We start from the raw sequence: 16,684 nt of genomic DNA, 5'->3' as shown, positions 1-16,684 counted from the left end.
GAGTTCGCCCGTTTCTCAAAGCCCCGGTGGCAAGCCCCCTTGGCCAAAAGCACGAAAGGGCTCACTGCGCTGACACGCAGTGAGCCCAAGTTCATCAGCCCAGAAAAATCAGGCAACCAGACGCGTGGAATGGTCGTCCTGTGCATAGGCCTTGCCGAAGCGGTTCGCGAGGAATGCTTCCAGCGTGATGTCTTCCTGACGAATGAAGCCTTTCTGCGGCAGGTCGCCCTTGGCCAGCATGTCGAGCACCGCGCAAATGGCCGAAGCCGTGGTGATCTGGATGCCGGAACGGACGATCTTGCCAACCTGCGCAGCATAAACCTTGTTTGCGTAGGTTTCTTGAACCAGACGGCCATTCTTGGTGCCGGAAACGGTCACGAAGATCACGACAACGTCCTGAAGCGTAGTCGGTAGCGCGTTTTCGAAGATGTCCTTCAGAACTTCGCGGCGATGACGCAGGCCGAGATCGTTCAGAAGCGCCTTCATAAGCGCAACGTGGCCCGGATAGCGAATGGTGCGGTAGTTGAGGGTGCGCACCTTGCCTTCCAGTGTTTCGCACAGCGTGCCGAGTCCGCCCGAGGTGTTGAACGCTTCATAGGTCACGCCGTCGAGCGAGAATTCTTCACGTTCTTCCAGCGCTGGAACTTCCGACAGTTCGCCGTCCACGATGGCTTCGCAAGGCTCGATATATTCGTTGATGACGCCGTCGGTGCTCCAGGTCAGGTTGTAGTTGAGCGCATTGGACGGATATTGCGGCAGAGCGCCGACGCGCATGCGAACGCTATCGAGCTTGTCGAAACGCTTGGCCAGATCATAAGCGACGATGGAGATGAAGCCCGGGGCAAGGCCACACTGCGGGATGAAAGCCGTCTTGGCGTCCTGGGCCAGTTCCTTCACGCGGCGCGTGCTGGCAACGTCTTCGGTCAGATCGAGATAGTGAACGCCTGCCTTGGCAGCGGCTTCGGCGATGCGGGTGGTCAGGTGGAACGGAGCGGCGCTCAGCACGGCAAACTTGCCGGTAAGGGCAGCTTCAAGCGCCTTGGCGTCTTCAATGTCGAGCGCCTGCGTCTTGACTGCGGCACCGGATTCCAGCGCGTCGAGCTGTGCCTGCGAACGATCGACGACGGTGACGTCATACTCACCTGTGGAAGCCAGAAGATCGGCAATGGTTGCACCGATTTTACCTGCGCCGACGACAACGATCTGTTTCATTTTGTTTTCCCCTTGGCCTTTCTGGTCCCACTGGAATGCAATTCGATATGCAAGAATCGCATAGTCTTATGCAAAAAGAAGCGTATGAACCGACGATCTGACGTTGTTTCTTTGCACATTATGCCGTAATAATTATGCATTATGCCGACAAATGCAGACCTGAACCTCATCGCCCTCCTTCGTGAAAACGCGCGCGCTTCCACAGCCGAGCTCGCCCGACGCCTGGGCGTCTCGCGAACAACTGTGCAAAGCCGCATCGAAAAGCTGGAAAAGCAGGGCGTCATCGAGGGCTATACCGTTCGAATCGCACCGGAATTCGAGCGCGATCTGGTGCGCGCCCATGTGCTAGTGACAGCACTGCCCAAACTAGCGCCAAAGGTTGAAACCGCGCTGCGCGGCATGATGACGGTCAGAACGCTCCATTCCGTCAGCGGTCATTTCGATATGATTGTCGTGGTTGAAGCGCCCTCTATTCAGGAACTGGACGCAGTTCTCGACAGGATCGGCGCGCTTGAAGGCGTGGAACGCACCATGTCGTCCATTGTGCTTTCCACGCGCATCGACCGATAAGCGCATAGCCTTCGAGCGTCAGTCCTTCGAACTGCCTTCCCAGCCCGCATAGAAAACGCCGTTCTGCTTTTCCATGAAAGCAGTGACTGCCTCGATTTCATCCGGCTCGATGGATGTGCTGACCAGGGTTGCCAGTATCTCCACGGTTTTCGGGTTGCGATCAGTGATCTCCACGTCGCTGACCGGATACTTCGCGTCTTCCAGCCGTTCGACCAGCAATTCGCGCAGTTCCTCCATCCCGTCATGAGAAGCGATGACGCGCACTTCGTAAGTTTGCTCCAAAGCGCGTTCATGGATCGGGATGCGGCTGATGAGATTGACGAGGTGACGCAGAAGCGTGTTGCCGAACAGGATAAAAACCGTGAGCAACGCAGCTTCGGCAACCATGTCGGTTCCCGCAAATGCGCCCACTGCTGCCGAGCACCAGAGCGTCGCGGCAGTGTTGAGGCCGCGCACATTCATGCCCTCTTTCATGATGACGCCTGCGCCCAGAAAGCCGATACCCGAAATGACATAGGCAATTACACGCGTGGATTCCGGCGCCCCGGCAATACGTACCGCAAGGTCGACGAAAGCGGCAGCGCCGAGCGCCACCAGAGCATTGGTGCGCAGTCCTGCGGTCCGCTGCCGATACTGGCGTTCCGCGCCGATCAGCGTGCCGAAAATGAATGCTGCGGTCAGGCTGACGACCGTATCCAGAAAAGGAAAGAGATCAAATGTCTTTAAAAACTGCATGGCAAAAAGTCCTTATTTGCCGGGCATATAATACAGTTTCTTGAAACGAATATGACGGCGCACCGGGGTACGCCGTCATAGAATTAAAACAGCTGTTTTGACTGTTAGTACAGAAGGCGCGCGCGAATGGTGCCGGGAATTTCGCGCATGGCGTTCAGAATGTCGTCGCTGGCCTCGCCGACGCCGTCAGCTTCCATCACGAGATAGCCCACTTCGCCATCCGTCTGCAGAAACTGGCTGGCGATGTTGATGCCATGCGTGGAGAAAATGTTCATCAGGCTGTTGAGGATGCCGGGACGGTTTTCATGCACATGCATGAAGCGCGTGCCGGTCGGGCGCGGCGGAAGCTGAACCTGCGGGAAGTTCACGGCGCCCAGCGTCGAGCCAACATCGGAATATTCGATCAGCTTGCGCGTCACTTCGATGCCGATGCGCTCCTGCGCTTCTTCCGTCGAACCGCCAATATGCGGCGTCAGAATGACATTCTCGATGCCCTGAATCGGTGAAACGAACTTGTCGTTGTTGGAAGCAGGCTCGACCGGGAAAACGTCGATTGCCGCACCGGCAAGATGGCCTTCCTGAAGAACTTTTGCCAGCGCATCCAGATCGACAACCGTGCCCCGCGCATTGTTGATGAGGAAGGCGCCCTTCTTCATCTTGCGCAGTCGTGCTTCGGTGATGAGCTTCGACGTGGACTTGTTCGACGGTACATGCAGGCTGACGACATCGGAAATCTTCAGCAATTCGTCGAGTGTCGCCGTTGGCTTCACATTGCCGTATTGCAGCTTGTCGGATGTGTCGTAGTAGCGAACGGTCATGCCGAGGCTTTCGGCCAGATTGCCGACCTGCGAGCCAATATTGCCGTATCCGATAATGCCGAGCGTCTTGCCGCGCACTTCGCGGCTGCCGGTCGCAGTCTTATCCCAGCCGCCGGCATGAGCCGATACCGACCGCGGGAAAATGCGACGCATCAGCATGATGATCTCGCCGATCACCAATTCTGCAACCGAGCGCGTATTGGAAAACGGCGCGTTGAAAACCGGAATGCCGCGCTTGCGGGCCGCTTTCAGATCGACCTGATTGGTGCCGACGGAAAAGCAGCCGACTGCAACCAGACGGTTCGCTGCGGCGAAGATTTCTTCGGTCAGCTGCGTGCGCGAGCGGATACCGATGATATGCGCATGCGAAATCGCTTCAATCAGATCGGCTTTGTCCAGCGCCTTGGGAAGATGCGTGACATTCGTGTAGCCGGAGGATTTGAAGTATTCAACGGCAGTCGGATTGATGCCTTCGAGAAGAAGAACATTGATGCGATCACGGGCGAAAGAAAGACGTTCGGTCATTGTCAGGGTTTCCAGGCTGGAACAGCAAACGGTCGGATTACGACATGAATGAAGCCAAATCTGTCGTCAATACGATATTTTCGGATATGTCAGCTGCTTGCGCGGTGGGAGGCCGCCAGTTCTTGTTGCGCGGGTGCTTTAACACCGGAGAACCGCCGGGTACAGATATTAACGCTTTCATTCGCAAAAAAGTTGGAGCAGATGCGCTTGCACCCGCTGGCCTTTATTGGGAAGGCTCGATTTTTCTGAATGTCCCGGGGCTTTGCCCGATCCATTTTTGAAAGGCGCGATAGAATGCGCTGGGCTCGCTATAGCCGAGTTCCGCCGCAACTTCCGCAACGGTCAGCCTGTCCTCCTGCAACAGTTGCTGTGCTGTTACGAAGCGCAACTCGTCCTTGATCGTTCCAAAACTCTGCCCTTCGGCTTTCAGCCTGCGCCGCAGCGTCGGGGCGGACATTTTCAACTGTACGGCTATATCTTCGAATGAAGGCCATTCCTGCGCAGGCATCTGACTCAGATGCCCGCGAACCCGTGAGGAAATGTCGTGATCGTGGCGATAGCGGATCAGGATATTGGCCGGAGCCTCACGCAGAAAATTTTCGAGCGCTACGTCGCTGCGAATGATCGGCAAGGCCAGATAGGATGAATCGAAAACCAGTCGCGTTGCGGACTGATCGAACAGCACCGGCGCGCCGAAGAATTTTCGATAATCCTGCCGGTCCACGGGTGCCGGACAGGCGAAATCGAGTGTTCGCAACGGAATGCGCCGCCCCACCAGCCAGCACGCCACGCCCATCAGGATTAGCCAGTAGGCGCGATAGGCGAAGGCTGGGCGCGGCGAACCTGCATCCGTCAGCACGATATGCGCCATGCCGTCGCGAATGCGCAATTCGCCACGCGGATCGTCCAGCACGACATTGAGAAACTGCAAGGCACGGCGCAAGGCACGCTCCAGAGTGCCCGCATGTAAAACGGCATGACAAAGCAGGTTGAAGCTGCCGGGCCGCATCGGGCGTGCGGCCAAACCGAAGAACTCATCATCGATGGTTTCGGCAATCAGCCACCACAGGCGACCGTATTGGATATTCGTGACCGGCTCGGTCAGTCTATCCGGCAAACCGACTGCCGCCATCAATGGCGCGGTATCGATGCCACGCTGGCGCACGCTTTCCAAAGCATCTTCAACGAAGCCGGGTGTGATATTATGGCGTTCCATGGACTGAACTTTATTGCAAAAACGGTCACCAATTAAGACCTCTAATGTCATTGTTTGCAATGATTGAGGGATTAACCTCTTCCTCGCAGCGTTACTAGAGGAGCTTGGCGCTGCCGTGACTAGTCTGGGAGGAATACCGGAATGACTGAAGCGTCTGCTTTCACGCAGCGTGTGCGTTATGATGACGCCGTGGCAAAGTTTGAACTCGATCATGCCATCACACAGCTTGCGGGCCATCCCGACACCGGCCTCAATGCCTGCGTGGAATGCTGCGACCGTTATGTCGGCGAGAACCGGATAGCGCTGCGCGCGATTTCCGCCGACGGCCAGGTGACAGAACTCACCTTTGAAAAATTGCGCGATCTTTCCGCAAAAGTCGGCAACGTGCTGAAGAATGCAGGCGTCAGTGCGGGCGATGTCGTTGCCGGTCTCCTGCCACGCACACCCGAACTTGTTGCAACCATTCTCGGTGCCTGGCGTATCGGCGCTATATATCAGCCGCTCTTCACCGCTTTCGGTCCAAAGGCCATCGAACACCGTCTCAAGACAAGCGATGCAAAACTGGTCGTGACCAATCTTGCCAATCGCAGCAAGCTTGACGAAGTCGAAAATTGCCCGCAGGTCGCAACGATACTTGCGCCCGACGAAACCGCACCTGCCGCTGATATCGATTTCCGCGCAGCGCTCGCCGCTGCCTCCACCGATTGTCCGCCTGTCATGCGCAAGGGTGATGATCTTTTCATGATGATGTCCACCTCCGGCACGGCTGGCCTGCCAAAAGGCGTGCCGGTTCCGCTTTTCGCACTGCTCGCCTTTGGCGCCTATATGCGCGAAGCCGTGGGCCTGCGATCCGACGACATTTTCTGGAATATTGCCGATCCCGGCTGGGCCTATGGGCTTTACTATGCCGTGACGGGCCCACTGCAACTGGGCATCGCCACCACGCTTTACGAAGGCGGTTTCAACGCCGAAAGCACCTACGACATTATCGAACGTCTGGGCGTTACCAGTCTGGCCGGTTCGCCAACCGCCTTTCGCCTGTTGATGGCGGCAGGCCCGGAGGCGGCAGCCCGGATCAAGGGACGTCTGCGCGTGGTTTCCAGTGCGGGCGAGCCACTCAATCCGGAAGTGATCCGCTGGTTCGACGCCAATCTCGGCGCGCCGATCCACGACCATTACGGACAGACGGAACTCGGCATGGTGGTCAACAATCACCACGGTCTTGAACATGCCGTGCGTCAGGGTTCGGCGGGCTATGCCATGCCGGGCTATCGCGTCGCGGTTCTGGATGAGGCCGGAAATGAACTCGGCCCGAACCAGCCGGGTGTTCTCGCCATCGATATCGCAAAATCGCCACTGCTCTGGTTTTTCGGTTATTACAAGCAGGAAACACCAGCCATTGCAGGCGGCTATTACCGCACCGGCGATACGGTGGAATTCGAAGACGACGGTTCCGTCAGCTTCATTGGTCGTGCCGATGATGTCATCACCTCATCCGGCTATCGCATCGGACCGTTCGACGTGGAAAGCGCCCTGCTGGAGCATCCGGCGGTCAATGAGGCGGCGGTCGTCGGCGTTCCTGATCCGCAACGCACCGAAATCGTCAAGGCATTCGTCATTCTGGCACCCGGACAGGAAGGCACGCCCGCGCTTGCCGAAGAACTGGCGCAACATGTGAAGAAACGGCTTTCCGCCCATGCCTATCCGCGCGAGATCGATTTCGTCAGCGAGCTGCCGAAAACGCCAAGCGGAAAAATCCAGCGCTTTCTGCTGCGCAAGGCAGAAATCGACAAACAGCAACAGACAACAGCCTGAGGTACAATTATGCAGATTCAAGATCGGGTATTTCTGATCACCGGCGCGGGCTCAGGTCTCGGCGCGGCTGTGGCCAGGATGGTTGTCGAAGCTGGCGGCAAGGTAGCCCTTCTGGATGTCAACACGGAAGCGGGTGAAGCGGCGGCGAAAGCGCTTGGTGCAGCCGCTATGTTCCAGCGCACCGACGTGACCAGCGAGGCAGATGGACAAGCTGCCATTGCTGCCGCGCTCAAGGCTTTTGGCCGTATCGATGCGCTCGTCAATTGCGCAGGCATTGCGCCGGGCGAAAAGGTGCTAGGCCGCGAAGGTCCACACAAATTCGACAGTTTTGCGCGCACCATTTCGATCAATCTGATCGGAACCTTCAACATGCTGCGGCTGGTAGCCGAAGCCATGGCAAAGAATGAACCGGGCGATGGCGGCGAACGCGGATTGATCATCAACACCGCCTCGGTTGCCGCCTTTGACGGCCAGATCGGACAGGCCGCCTACTCCGCCTCGAAGGGCGGCGTTGCGGCCATGACCTTGCCTGTCGCGCGTGAACTGGCGCGCCACGGCATTCGCGTCATGACGATTGCCCCCGGCATTTTCGAGACACCGATGATGGCAGGCATGCCGCAGGACGTGCAGGACGCGCTCGGCGCATCGGTGCCGTTCCCGTCGCGGCTTGGACGCCCGGCGGAATATGCAGCGCTCGTGCGCCACATTGCGGAAAACCAGATGCTCAACGGCGAAGTCATCCGTCTCGACGGTGCGCTGCGCATGGCTGCGAAATAAATTCACCATCAGGAAGCGAGGAATAATCATGTCCCACAGCGATCCTATTGTCATTGTCGGCGCAACCCGCACCCCCATGGGCGGCTTTCAGGGCGACTTTTCCGGCGCGCAGGCGACCGATCTCGGCGCGGCAGCAATCAGCGGCGCACTGGCCGGTGCGGGTCTGGCACCAGAAGCTGTCGAAGAAGTTTTGATGGGCTGTGTCCTGCCTGCGGGTCAGGGACAGGCCCCGGCGCGGCAGGCTTCGATCAAGGCTGGACTGCCCGTTTCGACCGGGGCTACGACCGTCAACAAAATGTGCGGTTCGGGCATGAAAGCCACCATGCTGGCGCATGATCTGTTGCTGGCCGGTTCGGCGGATGTGATCGTTTCCGGCGGTATGGAAAGCATGACCAACGCGCCCTACCTGCTGTCCAAGGCGCGTGGCGGCTATCGCATGGGCCACGGCCAGATTCTGGATCATATGTTCCTCGACGGTCTTGAGGATGCCTATGACAAGGGCCGCCTGATGGGCACTTTTGCGGAAGATTGCGCGGAAGCCTACCAGTTCACCCGTGAAGCGCAGGACGAGTTCGCCATTGCCTCGCTGACCCGCGCGCAAAAGGCCATCAAGGACGGTCTGTTTGCGGCAGAGATCACACCCGTCACGGTGAAATCCGGTCGCGCCGAGGTGCAGGTTTCGATTGACGAACAGCCCGGCAAGGCGAAGCTCGACAAGATCCCCTCGCTGCGCCCTGCATTCCGCGATGGCGGCACAGTAACGGCGGCCAATTCCTCGTCGATTTCCGATGGCGCTGCGGCGCTCGTCCTGATGCGCGCATCTGAAGCGGAGAAGCGTGGCTTGACCCCGCGCGCGGTGCTGGTTGGTCATGCGACCTATGCCGACAAGCCGAACCTTTTTGCGACCGCGCCTATCGGCGCAATCAGCAAGCTCTCGGAAAAGATCGGCTGGAACCTCAAGGATGTCGATCTGTTCGAGATCAATGAAGCTTTCGCTGTCGTCACGATGGCGGCCATGCGCGATCTCGATCTGGCGCACGACAAGGTCAATATTCATGGCGGCGCTTGCGCGCTCGGCCACCCGATCGGCGCTTCCGGCGCGCGCATTCTGGTGACGCTGCTCGCCGCACTTGAAACGCATGGCCTGAAACGCGGCGTGGCTGGTATCTGCCTCGGCGGCGGCGAAGCCACCTCAATCGGCATTGAAAGGATCGTGTGATGCTTCTGACCGATACGCAGGAGCAGATCCGCGAGGCTGTCCGCGATTACGCGCAGGAGCGTCTGGCACCGGGTGCCGCCCAACGTGACCGCGAACATGCCTTTCCGCGTGCGGAACTGACCGAGATGGGCGAACTTGGCTTTCTCGGCATGCTTGTGCCGGAAGAATGGGGCGGCTCCGACCTCGGCATGGTGGCCTATGCGCTGGCTCTGGAAGAAATCGCGGCAGGCGACGGCGCCTGCTCCACCATCGTTTCGGTGCATTCCTCGGTGGGCTGCGTACCCATCCTGCGCTTCGGGACGGAGGACCAGAAACGCCGCTTTTTGCCGAAAATGGCTTCGGGCGAATGGATCGGCGGCTTTGCTTTGACTGAACCGCAGGCCGGATCCGATGCGTCGGCGCTGAAAACCCGCGCCCGGCTTGATGGCGATCATTATGTGATCGACGGCTCCAAGCAATTCATCACGTCCGGCAAGAATGGCAGTGTGGTGATTGTCTTTGCGGTCACCGATCCCGCTGCGGGCAAGAAGGGCATTTCGGCCTTTATCGTGCCGACCGACACACCAGGCTACGAGGTCATGACGGTCGAACACAAGCTCGGCCAGCATTCATCCGATACCTGCGCGCTGGCTTTCACCAATATGCGCGTGCCACTGGAAAACCGGCTGGGGGCGGAAGGTGAAGGCTATAAAATTGCGCTTGCCAATCTTGAAGGCGGACGCATCGGCATTGCCGCGCAGGCCGTGGGCATGGCGCGCGCCGCTTTCGAAGCAGCCCGCGACTATGCCAAAGAGCGCATCACCTTCGGCAAGCCGATTGCCGAACATCAGGCCGTAGCCTTCCGTCTTGCCGATATGGCGACGAAGATCGAAACGGCCCGCCAGATGGTCCTGCATGCCGCAGCCTTGCGCGAGGCGGGCAAACCCTGCCTGACGGAAGCCTCGATGGCCAAGCTTGTGGCGTCGGAAATGGCAGAGGAAGTCTGTTCCGCCGCCATCCAGATTCACGGCGGCTATGGCTACCTTGCCGATTATCCGGTTGAGCGCATCTATCGCGATGTGCGCGTCTGCCAGATTTATGAAGGCACGAGCGAAGTTCAGCGACTCGTGATTGCGCGCGGGCTTTAAGCCTTCCAAAAACGGTCGTGAATGATCATGCCTGCCGCCATGGCAGCCACGAATAACCAGACCTGCGGCAAGCCGATAGACAAGGCTGCGACCGCAGGTCCCGGGCAGAAGCCGGCCAGTCCCCAGCCGAGACCGAACAACGCCGAGCCAAACAGCAGAGGCCGGTCGATCTGGGTCTTTTCGGGGAGGTGAAAGCTGTCATCCAGCACCGGCTTTGCCAGCTTACGCTGTAGCATTACGCCCGGGATGGCGACCAGAAGAGCGCCGCCGAGCACGAATGCAAGGCTGGGGTCCCAGTGACCGCTTGCGATATTCAAAAAGCCCTGCACCCGTGACGGGTCGATCATGCCTGAAAGCGACAATCCGAACCCGAATAACGCGCCTGTGAAAAGAGCTGCCGCGAGCCGGTAATAAGCGAAACTTTTCATAACAGAACTCCCGCGAGAGTTGCTGCTGCAACACCAGTTATCAGAAAGGTGATTGTTGCAGCGATGGAACGTTTGGAAAAACGGGCCATGCCGAGGATACCGTGGCCAGATGTGCAGCCCGAGCCCATGCGCGTTCCAATGCCGACCAGAAGACCGGCGACGACGATAATCGGCCAGGAAGCCGAAATGGTTGTAGCAGGAAAGCTCCCGAAAAGCGCAGCATAGACCAACGGACCGAGAATGAGGCCAAGAACGAAAGCTGCATTGAGCGCGGCCTGACTTCCGTTCAGCAATCTGCCGACGATACCGCTGATACCGGCAATGCGACCATTGAAAATCAGAAGAAAAATCGCCGCTGCACCGAGAAGCATGCCGCCTGCCAGCGACTGGAGATAGGTCATCATGACAAATCTCCCTTAGGCGCGTCATGACAGAAGATGCCATACAGCGCCTCGATAAGCTGCGCCGCCTTGGTTTCCGTCAGGCGATAGAATATTTGCTTGGCTTCGCGCCGGGTTTCGACGATGCCGGATTCCCGCAGTACACCGAGTTGCTGCGACAGGGTCGGCTGACGAATGCCAAGCCCATGTTCCAATTCACCAACCGAATATTCTTTTTCCGCCAGCGCACAGGCCAGCATCAGACGGGCCGGATGCGACAGGGTGCGCAGCAATTCGGCCACTTCGCCCGCACGATTTTCCATCTGCTGGCGCGACATGACGGCAAGGGTGCCCGTAACACTATCCATGAGGCAACTCCAAATTCAATATACGCTTACATATAATATATATTGATAAAATCAAGTGCGGTATCTGGAGTTCCACAGAGATAAAAATCACCGCCATCCTTACGAATGGCGGTGATCGACTTTGTCAGCCGAGGAATTCCTGCACAGCTGTCAGTTCGGTCTGGCGCAGTTCATGACCGCCCGGATGCCAGACAAGATCGACGTAGGCCTGCTGGCTTTCAAAGTAGTGCGCGAGCGCCTCCGTGAAATCCGGCGGGCAGATCGGGTCCATTCGGCCAGCCGTCATCAGGATTTTCACGCCTTCCAACCCCGGATTATTCGCTGGTTTGAACGGGATAAGCGGATGTAGAAGCACTGCCTTGTCAAATATCCTGCCTTTCTCGATCAGCAGATTGGCCATGATATTGGCCCCGTTTGAATAACCCAAAGCGATCACTTCCGACGGCTGATACTCTTCGACCAGAGCGGCGATAAACGCAGCCATTTTGTCCGTGGCGCGGGCAAGGTCTGGCATGTCATAGACGCCCTCGCCCGTCCGACGGAAGAAGCGGGCGGCACCAAATTCCGACACGTCGCCGCGCGGGGAAACAATGGTCGCCTCCGGCAAAAGCTGTTCGGCCAAACCGAAGAACTGATTTTCATCGCCGCCGGTGCCGTGAAAGACAATGAACAGCGGCGCGCCGACCGCACCGGCCTTCAGCCGGTGCACGTAGGTCTGAATGGTCATAATCTGTCTCCTGCTCGCGCTTAAATCTTGTCGAGATGTTCTTCGAGATAAGCACGAAGATGCTGGTGCTGCGACGGCAGCTTCAGAGCTTCGCCCAAATGCGCGGTGTCTTCGTCGCGATCAAAGCCGGGTTCGTTTGTTGCGACTTCGAACAGAACACCACCCGGTGTCCGGAAGTAGATCGCCCAGAAATAATCGCGGTCGATCACTGGAGTGACATTATAGCCGGTATCCATCAGGGCCTTGCGAACTTCCAGCTGCTTTTCGCGGTTTTCGACCGCGAAGGCGACGTGGTGCACCGAACCTGCTCCCTGCTGGTTACGACCGACAGAAGGCAAGGTCTGAAGATCGATCACACCGGCTCCGTTGCCTTCCGGCATGATGAGACGGGTAATGCCATCCTTCGCGTCCAGTTTCTGATAGCCCATATAGTTGAGCAGTTCCGAAGTCGCGCCCTCGTCACGCAAGCGCATCGAAACCGAATGAAAGCCGCGAATGGCGTGATCGGCATCGATGCCTTCATGCGCCCAAGGCTCGCGCGGATCGTCCTTCACTTCCACCAGAGCGAAGCTGTCGCCATCCGGGCCACGGAAGAAGACGCGCTTTTCGCCAAAAGCTGCATCTTCCGATTCGACCGTGACGGCGGATTGCGCGAAGCGATCCTTCCAGAAACCGAGCGAGCCTTGCGGGACTGCAAAAACGGTTGTTCCCACCTCGCCCGTACCATCGCGACCGCGCTGAATGCCGGGAAAGGGGAAATAGGTCATGACGGTGCCCGGCGTGCCGACTTCATCGCCGTAATAGAGGTGATAAACGCTCGGATCATCGAAGTTCACGGTCTTCTTGACGCGGCGCAATCCCAGCACATCCGTGAAGAACTTGTTGTTCGAACGGGCATCTGCTGCCAGCGACGTAACGTGGTGAAGGCCTTTGATCTGATTAAGCATGGCGATCTCTCCTGTTGTGTTGCAGCAAGATATAATGATCGGAATGCATCTGGATATATTGACAATCATACACAGATTGTCTCCAGATCGAATACAATTGGCTTTCCCTGCCAATAGGTGCTGGACTGAGGCCCCCTACAAGTTTAGCTAACCTTTATCGCAATGACAAAGAAAGGCCTCCCATGGCGTCCGGCTTGTTTGCACTTCTCGATGACGTGGCAGCAATCGCAAAAATGGCGGCGGCCTCTTTGGATGACGTGGCTGGACAAACCGCAAAGGCCAGCGCCAAGGCGGCAGGCATTGTGATTGATGATACGGCGGTGACGCCGAAATATGTCGTTGGTCTGAAGCCGGAACGGGAATTGCCGGTCATCTGGAAAATCACCAAGGGATCGCTGCGCAACAAGCTGATCTTTCTGCTGCCGCTGGCGCTGATCTTCAGCTATTTCGCGCCCGGTCTCATCATGCCGCTTCTGATGATCGGCGGCGCCTATCTCGCATTTGAGGGCACGGAAAAGCTGGTCGAGTTTTTCGTGCCGCATAAGGATGAGGAACAAGCGGAAACAAAGGCCACCACCGCGAAGGAAATTGAAGCGACAACTGTGAGCGGGGCCATCCGAACCGACTTCATCCTGTCAGCGGAGATCATGGCACTCACGCTTGCCGGTCTGCCGCCTTCGAATGTCTATACGCAGGCGGCGATCCTTGTTTGTGTCGCCGTCCTGATCACCTTCGCCGTTTATGGCGTTGTCGGCTTTATCGTCAAGCTCGATGACATGGGTGTCGCGCTTGCCCGCAATGCCCATACCGGTTTTGGTAAGCGGTTCGGCAAGGGTCTGGTTGCGGGTATGCCCATCGTGCTCAAGGTGCTCAGCACCGTAGGCACCGTCGCCATGCTCTGGGTTGGCGGCAGCATCATCGTTCACGGTCTGGCATCGATCGGCGTTCACAGCGTCGAGGAATTCATTCACAACATCGTCGCCCATCTGCCGACCGAAGGCAGCAGCTTCGGCGGCGTTCTGGAGTGGATCGCAACGTCTTTCCTGCAAGCAGTGCTCGCCATCCTGATCGGGGCCGTCATTGTCGGCATCGTACATGTCGTCAAGGCGGTTAAATCCAAGGCCTGATCACGCCAGATAGCGCCTAAACCAGGCGATTGTTCTGTCCCAGGCGAGCTTGGCGGCGGCCTCGTCATAGCGTGGGGTGGAATCATTGTGGAAGCCGTGATTGACGCCCGGATAGATATAGGCCTCGTAGGTCTTGCCGTTCTTTTTCAGCGCTTCTTCATAGGCCGGCCAGCCTTCGTTGATACGCGTGTCCAACTCGGCATAATGAAGCAAGATTGGCGCCTTGATGCGCGAAACCTCGTCTTTGGGTGCCTGCCGACCATAAAACGGCACGGCAGCGGCCAGTTCGGGAAAGGCGACTGCTGCCGCATTGGCAACGCCACCACCATAGCAGAAGCCGGTGATCCCGACCTTGCCGGTGGTCAGATCGCTTTTCATCATGAAATCGACGGCAGCGAAGAAGTCGTTCATCAGCTTGGTCGGGTCGACCTGCTGCTGCAATTCGCGGCCCTTTTCGTCATTGCCGGGATAGCCGCCGACCGACGTAAGACCATCCGGTGCCAATGCGATGAAACCGGCCTTGGCCACACGGCGCGCGACATCCTCGATATAAGGGTTGAGGCCGCGGTTCTCGTGCACCACCACGACCGCCGGAACCTTGCCCTGCACCTTCGCAGGACGGACAAGATAGGCGCGTACCTGACCGGTGCCCTCCGGTGATGGATAGGTGATGTATTCGGCCAGAATATCAGGATCGGTAAACTCAACCTGCTGCGCCATGGCGTAATCCGGGCTGAGCGATGCCAATATAGCGGTTGCCGTCATCGTGCCGACGGCGAACTTTGCGGCCCGGTCGAGAAACTGGCGTTTGGTGATCTTGCCATGCGCGTAAAAGTCGTAAAGCTCAAGCAGTTCCTGCGGGAAGTCTTTTGCCGTCAAACGTGTCATGGGCAGCGCTCTCCTCTTTCAAGGAGGTCAGTTTAACACAGGGTGCTTCCGGATAAATGACAGATACCCCACGTGCGAAAGCGCGGGGTATCTTCCCGCTCTCCGTAGGATCAACGGTAGACGATACCGCCATCGGTCAGGATGGCCTGACCGGTGATGTAGTCGGAATCCGGACTCGCCAGGAAAGAGACGAGAGATGCCACATCGTCCGGCGTCTGCGCGCGACCAAGCGCAATGCCGTCGACATATTTCTTGTAGGTTTCACCTTTCGGCGCGCCGGTAATCTCGGCGAAACGCTCGTCGATTTCCACCCACATGTCGGTGCCCACGATGCCGGGGCAATAGGCGTTCACGGTAATGCCCGCGCTTGCATATTCCTTGGCTGCGGCCTGCGTCAGCGCACGCACGGCGAATTTCGTGGCGGAGTAAACACCGAGCATTGCAAAACCATCATGACCGGCAATGGACGAAGCATTGATGATCTTGCCCTTCTGGTTGCGCGCCTTGAACTTCGCGGCAGCCGCCTGAATGCCCCAGAGCACACCATCGACATTGATGCGGAAAATACGCTCGACCTCTTCCGGCTTCACATCCGCAATCGGCTGAACCTGCGCAATACCCGCATTGTTGACGATCACGTCGAAACCGCCCAGTTCCTTTTCCGCATGGTCGATAGCGGCATAGACATCGTCGCGTTTGCTGACATCGGCTGAGAATGTGGACGCCTTGCGGCCCAAGGCTTCCACCTCTTTTTTGACAGCATTGAGTTTGTCCGCCTTGAGATCGACCAGTGCGACATCAAAACCGTCCTTGGCCAGCCGAAGGGCGATGCCCCGACCGATGCCCTGTGCCGCACCGGTGACGAGCGCAACCTTGGTGTTAGCCGACATGATTCATCCTTTCCTGAGTGATTTGATGAATGGCAATGCAACGCATCCCATAGGCGATATGGAACACGTCCCGGCGCTATCAACCCACGCCAGCGGCTTGATTTCATTGATTGCGATCAAATTCCCTTTATTAGCATCCAGAAAAATAAAAAGCCCGGCAGTGCCGGGCTTTTTTGATCTATATTGATGCCGGGAAGGCCTATCAGATATTCGGTTCGATCTTGCCTTTGGCCTTGCCCTTGTTCTTATCCTTGGCTGTGAGCTTGTCGATATAGGCAAGAAACAGCGCAGACACGACGAAGGCCAGATGTATGATCGTGAACCACATAAGCTGGTTCGACGTATAGGTCGTGGCATTCAGGAATATCTGCAAAAGATGGATCGACGAGATGGCTACAATCGTCGACGCGACCTTGATCTTGAGCGAACCGGCATCAATCGTGCCCAACCAGTGCACCTCGTCGCCCGCCTGATCGAAGCGGCTGACAAAATTTTCATAGCCGGAAATGATCACCATCACCACGAGGCTGGCAATCAGCGCCGCATCGATCAGCCCCAATATTTTCAGGATCGTATCGGTGTCGTTCAGCGACGTGGCCTTGCTGGCGAAGTCGAAAAGCTTACCCGCAAAAGATACGGCATAAATGGCCAAGGCAATGGCCAAACCCAGATAGAAAACCACCAACAGCCAACGCGAGGCCAGAATGATGTTCTCAATCATCAACTCAATTCGTTTCATGCAACCACTTCCAGGTTTTCATACCAGACACCTCGTAAAATTTTGCTTCGTTCGCAAGGAAAATGAACCACATTTGGCGTGGAATAATGTGCAAAAGCCAGAATGGTGATGGCAATGGCGAATTTCAATAAGCGCTGCACACAAAGCCTATGTCTTTCGTGCAGATAGCTAAAAGG

At 57.4% G+C, this 16,684-nt stretch carries 19 protein-coding genes; 7 read left to right on the top strand and 12 right to left on the bottom strand.

Going from position 1 to position 16,684, the window contains the following annotated elements; all coding sequences use genetic code 11:
- Window positions 1-108: 108 nt before the first annotated feature.
- A complete protein-coding gene (locus D8666_RS13150) occupies window positions 109-1,212 on the bottom strand; it encodes a saccharopine dehydrogenase family protein (protein WP_109367318.1) in 1,104 nt (367 codons plus the stop codon).
- A 141-nt stretch (window positions 1,213-1,353) separates the two neighbouring features.
- On the opposite strand from D8666_RS13150, the gene D8666_RS13145 reads away from it, so the two are divergent.
- On the top strand, window positions 1,354-1,782 hold the full coding sequence (locus tag D8666_RS13145) for an Lrp/AsnC family transcriptional regulator (protein ID WP_078336932.1): 429 nt from the start codon (window positions 1,354-1,356) through the stop codon (window positions 1,780-1,782).
- A gap of 18 nt (window positions 1,783-1,800) precedes the next feature.
- Here D8666_RS13145 and D8666_RS13140 read toward each other — a convergent pair whose 3' ends face one another.
- From D8666_RS13140 to D8666_RS13130, 3 genes are all read right to left on the bottom strand, one after another.
- Window positions 1,801-2,517: an MgtC/SapB family protein gene (locus D8666_RS13140; protein ID WP_109367317.1), complete on the bottom strand. Its 717-nt coding sequence runs from the start codon at window positions 2,515-2,517 to the stop codon at window positions 1,801-1,803.
- A gap of 104 nt (window positions 2,518-2,621) precedes the next feature.
- A complete protein-coding gene (gene serA, locus D8666_RS13135; protein ID WP_109367316.1) occupies window positions 2,622-3,860 on the bottom strand; it encodes a phosphoglycerate dehydrogenase in 1,239 nt (412 codons plus the stop codon).
- Between the two features lie 223 nt (window positions 3,861-4,083).
- Window positions 4,084-5,076, bottom strand: a complete 993-nt coding sequence (locus tag D8666_RS13130) for an AraC family transcriptional regulator (RefSeq protein WP_109367315.1) — start codon at window positions 5,074-5,076, stop codon at window positions 4,084-4,086.
- A gap of 141 nt (window positions 5,077-5,217) precedes the next feature.
- Here D8666_RS13130 and D8666_RS13125 point away from each other — a divergent pair, with 141 nt between their 5' ends.
- From D8666_RS13125 to D8666_RS13110, 4 genes are read left to right on the top strand one after another with little or no spacing between them, the layout of a single operon-like run.
- The gene (locus tag D8666_RS13125) at window positions 5,218-6,891 is read left to right on the top strand and encodes an acyl-CoA synthetase (RefSeq protein ID WP_109367314.1); all 1,674 of its coding nucleotides are present in this window, start codon (window positions 5,218-5,220) and stop codon (window positions 6,889-6,891) included.
- 9 nt (window positions 6,892-6,900) lie between these two features.
- Window positions 6,901-7,668, top strand: a complete 768-nt coding sequence (locus D8666_RS13120; RefSeq protein WP_109367313.1) for a 3-hydroxyacyl-CoA dehydrogenase — start codon at window positions 6,901-6,903, stop codon at window positions 7,666-7,668.
- Window positions 7,669-7,696: 28 nt separating this feature from the next.
- Entirely contained in the window at window positions 7,697-8,887 is a 1,191-nt protein-coding gene (locus D8666_RS13115; RefSeq protein ID WP_109367312.1) for an acetyl-CoA C-acyltransferase, read from the top strand.
- Window positions 8,887-10,014, top strand: a complete 1,128-nt coding sequence (locus tag D8666_RS13110; protein ID WP_109367311.1) for an acyl-CoA dehydrogenase family protein — start codon at window positions 8,887-8,889, stop codon at window positions 10,012-10,014. Before D8666_RS13115 ends, D8666_RS13110 begins: the two co-directional genes overlap by 1 nt.
- On the opposite strand, the gene D8666_RS13105 is transcribed toward D8666_RS13110, so the two are convergent.
- The 5 genes from D8666_RS13105 to D8666_RS13085 all read right to left on the bottom strand — a co-directional run bounded on the left by D8666_RS13105 (window position 10,011) and on the right by D8666_RS13085 (window position 12,864).
- Window positions 10,011-10,442, bottom strand: coding sequence for a YeeE/YedE family protein (locus tag D8666_RS13105; protein ID WP_109367310.1), 432 nt, complete (start codon window positions 10,440-10,442; stop codon window positions 10,011-10,013). The genes D8666_RS13110 and D8666_RS13105 overlap by 4 nt on opposite strands.
- Window positions 10,439-10,846, bottom strand: coding sequence for a YeeE/YedE family protein (locus tag D8666_RS13100; protein WP_109367309.1), 408 nt, complete (start codon window positions 10,844-10,846; stop codon window positions 10,439-10,441). Before D8666_RS13100 ends, D8666_RS13105 begins: the two co-directional genes overlap by 4 nt.
- A complete protein-coding gene (gene bigR, locus D8666_RS13095; protein ID WP_109367308.1) occupies window positions 10,843-11,190 on the bottom strand; it encodes a sulfite-sensing transcriptional repressor BigR in 348 nt (115 codons plus the stop codon). The genes D8666_RS13100 and bigR overlap by 4 nt, the downstream gene beginning before the upstream one ends.
- A 124-nt stretch (window positions 11,191-11,314) precedes the next feature.
- On the bottom strand, window positions 11,315-11,917 hold the full coding sequence (locus tag D8666_RS13090) for an alpha/beta hydrolase (RefSeq protein WP_109367307.1): 603 nt from the start codon (window positions 11,915-11,917) through the stop codon (window positions 11,315-11,317).
- Window positions 11,918-11,937: 20 nt separating this feature from the next.
- Window positions 11,938-12,864 (bottom strand): VOC family protein, encoded by a 927-nt coding sequence (locus D8666_RS13085; protein WP_109367306.1) that lies wholly within the window; start codon window positions 12,862-12,864, stop codon window positions 11,938-11,940.
- A 182-nt stretch (window positions 12,865-13,046) separates the two neighbouring features.
- Here D8666_RS13085 and D8666_RS13080 point away from each other — a divergent pair, with 182 nt between their 5' ends.
- The gene (locus tag D8666_RS13080; RefSeq protein WP_109367305.1) at window positions 13,047-13,991 is read left to right on the top strand and encodes a DUF808 domain-containing protein; all 945 of its coding nucleotides are present in this window, start codon (window positions 13,047-13,049) and stop codon (window positions 13,989-13,991) included.
- Here D8666_RS13080 and yghX read toward each other — a convergent pair whose 3' ends face one another.
- Window positions 13,992-14,879 (bottom strand): YghX family hydrolase, encoded by an 888-nt coding sequence (gene yghX, locus D8666_RS13075; protein WP_121538294.1) that lies wholly within the window; start codon window positions 14,877-14,879, stop codon window positions 13,992-13,994.
- 110 nt (window positions 14,880-14,989) lie between these two features.
- On the bottom strand, window positions 14,990-15,769 hold the full coding sequence (locus D8666_RS13070; RefSeq protein ID WP_121538293.1) for an acetoin reductase: 780 nt from the start codon (window positions 15,767-15,769) through the stop codon (window positions 14,990-14,992).
- Between D8666_RS13070 and D8666_RS23985 the strand changes: the two genes are divergently transcribed.
- Window positions 15,768-15,956, top strand: a complete 189-nt coding sequence (locus tag D8666_RS23985; protein ID WP_140023824.1) for a hypothetical protein — start codon at window positions 15,768-15,770, stop codon at window positions 15,954-15,956. The genes D8666_RS13070 and D8666_RS23985 overlap by 2 nt on opposite strands.
- A 15-nt stretch (window positions 15,957-15,971) precedes the next feature.
- On the opposite strand, the gene D8666_RS13065 is transcribed toward D8666_RS23985, so the two are convergent.
- Window positions 15,972-16,508, bottom strand: a complete 537-nt coding sequence (locus D8666_RS13065) for a TIGR00645 family protein (protein ID WP_121538291.1) — start codon at window positions 16,506-16,508, stop codon at window positions 15,972-15,974.
- Window positions 16,509-16,684 lie beyond the last annotated feature (176 nt).

The organism is Ochrobactrum soli, assembly GCF_003664555.1.
In the GTDB taxonomy this organism is placed as follows: Bacteria; Pseudomonadota; Alphaproteobacteria; order Rhizobiales; family Rhizobiaceae; genus Brucella; species Brucella teleogrylli.
This window is presented reverse-complemented; position numbering and strand designations above follow the sequence as displayed.

Bases quoted from the DNA above. Each gene is read 5' to 3' on its own strand.
- D8666_RS13115 (WP_109367312.1), top strand. From the start codon at position 7,697: ATGTCCCACAGCGATCCTATTGTCATTGTCGGCGCAACCCGCACCCCC.
- serA (WP_109367316.1), bottom strand. From the start codon at position 3,860: ATGACCGAACGTCTTTCTTTCGCCCGTGATCGCATCAATGTTCTTCTT.
- D8666_RS13085 (WP_109367306.1), bottom strand. From the start codon at position 12,864: ATGCTTAATCAGATCAAAGGCCTTCACCACGTTACGTCGCTGGCAGCA.
- D8666_RS13105 (WP_109367310.1), bottom strand. From the start codon at position 10,442: ATGAAAAGTTTCGCTTATTACCGGCTCGCGGCAGCTCTTTTCACAGGC.
- D8666_RS13070 (WP_121538293.1), bottom strand. From the start codon at position 15,769: ATGTCGGCTAACACCAAGGTTGCGCTCGTCACCGGTGCGGCACAGGGC.
- D8666_RS13130 (WP_109367315.1), bottom strand. From the start codon at position 5,076: ATGGAACGCCATAATATCACACCCGGCTTCGTTGAAGATGCTTTGGAA.
- D8666_RS13110 (WP_109367311.1), top strand. From the start codon at position 8,887: ATGCTTCTGACCGATACGCAGGAGCAGATCCGCGAGGCTGTCCGCGAT.
- D8666_RS13100 (WP_109367309.1), bottom strand. From the start codon at position 10,846: ATGATGACCTATCTCCAGTCGCTGGCAGGCGGCATGCTTCTCGGTGCA.
- D8666_RS23985 (WP_140023824.1), top strand. From the start codon at position 15,768: ATGATTCATCCTTTCCTGAGTGATTTGATGAATGGCAATGCAACGCAT.
- D8666_RS13080 (WP_109367305.1), top strand. From the start codon at position 13,047: ATGGCGTCCGGCTTGTTTGCACTTCTCGATGACGTGGCAGCAATCGCA.
- D8666_RS13125 (WP_109367314.1), top strand. From the start codon at position 5,218: ATGACTGAAGCGTCTGCTTTCACGCAGCGTGTGCGTTATGATGACGCC.
- D8666_RS13140 (WP_109367317.1), bottom strand. From the start codon at position 2,517: ATGCAGTTTTTAAAGACATTTGATCTCTTTCCTTTTCTGGATACGGTC.
- D8666_RS13065 (WP_121538291.1), bottom strand. From the start codon at position 16,508: ATGAAACGAATTGAGTTGATGATTGAGAACATCATTCTGGCCTCGCGT.
- D8666_RS13145 (WP_078336932.1), top strand. From the start codon at position 1,354: ATGCCGACAAATGCAGACCTGAACCTCATCGCCCTCCTTCGTGAAAAC.
- D8666_RS13150 (WP_109367318.1), bottom strand. From the start codon at position 1,212: ATGAAACAGATCGTTGTCGTCGGCGCAGGTAAAATCGGTGCAACCATT.
- D8666_RS13120 (WP_109367313.1), top strand. From the start codon at position 6,901: ATGCAGATTCAAGATCGGGTATTTCTGATCACCGGCGCGGGCTCAGGT.
- D8666_RS13090 (WP_109367307.1), bottom strand. From the start codon at position 11,917: ATGACCATTCAGACCTACGTGCACCGGCTGAAGGCCGGTGCGGTCGGC.
- yghX (WP_121538294.1), bottom strand. From the start codon at position 14,879: ATGACACGTTTGACGGCAAAAGACTTCCCGCAGGAACTGCTTGAGCTT.
- bigR (WP_109367308.1), bottom strand. From the start codon at position 11,190: ATGGATAGTGTTACGGGCACCCTTGCCGTCATGTCGCGCCAGCAGATG.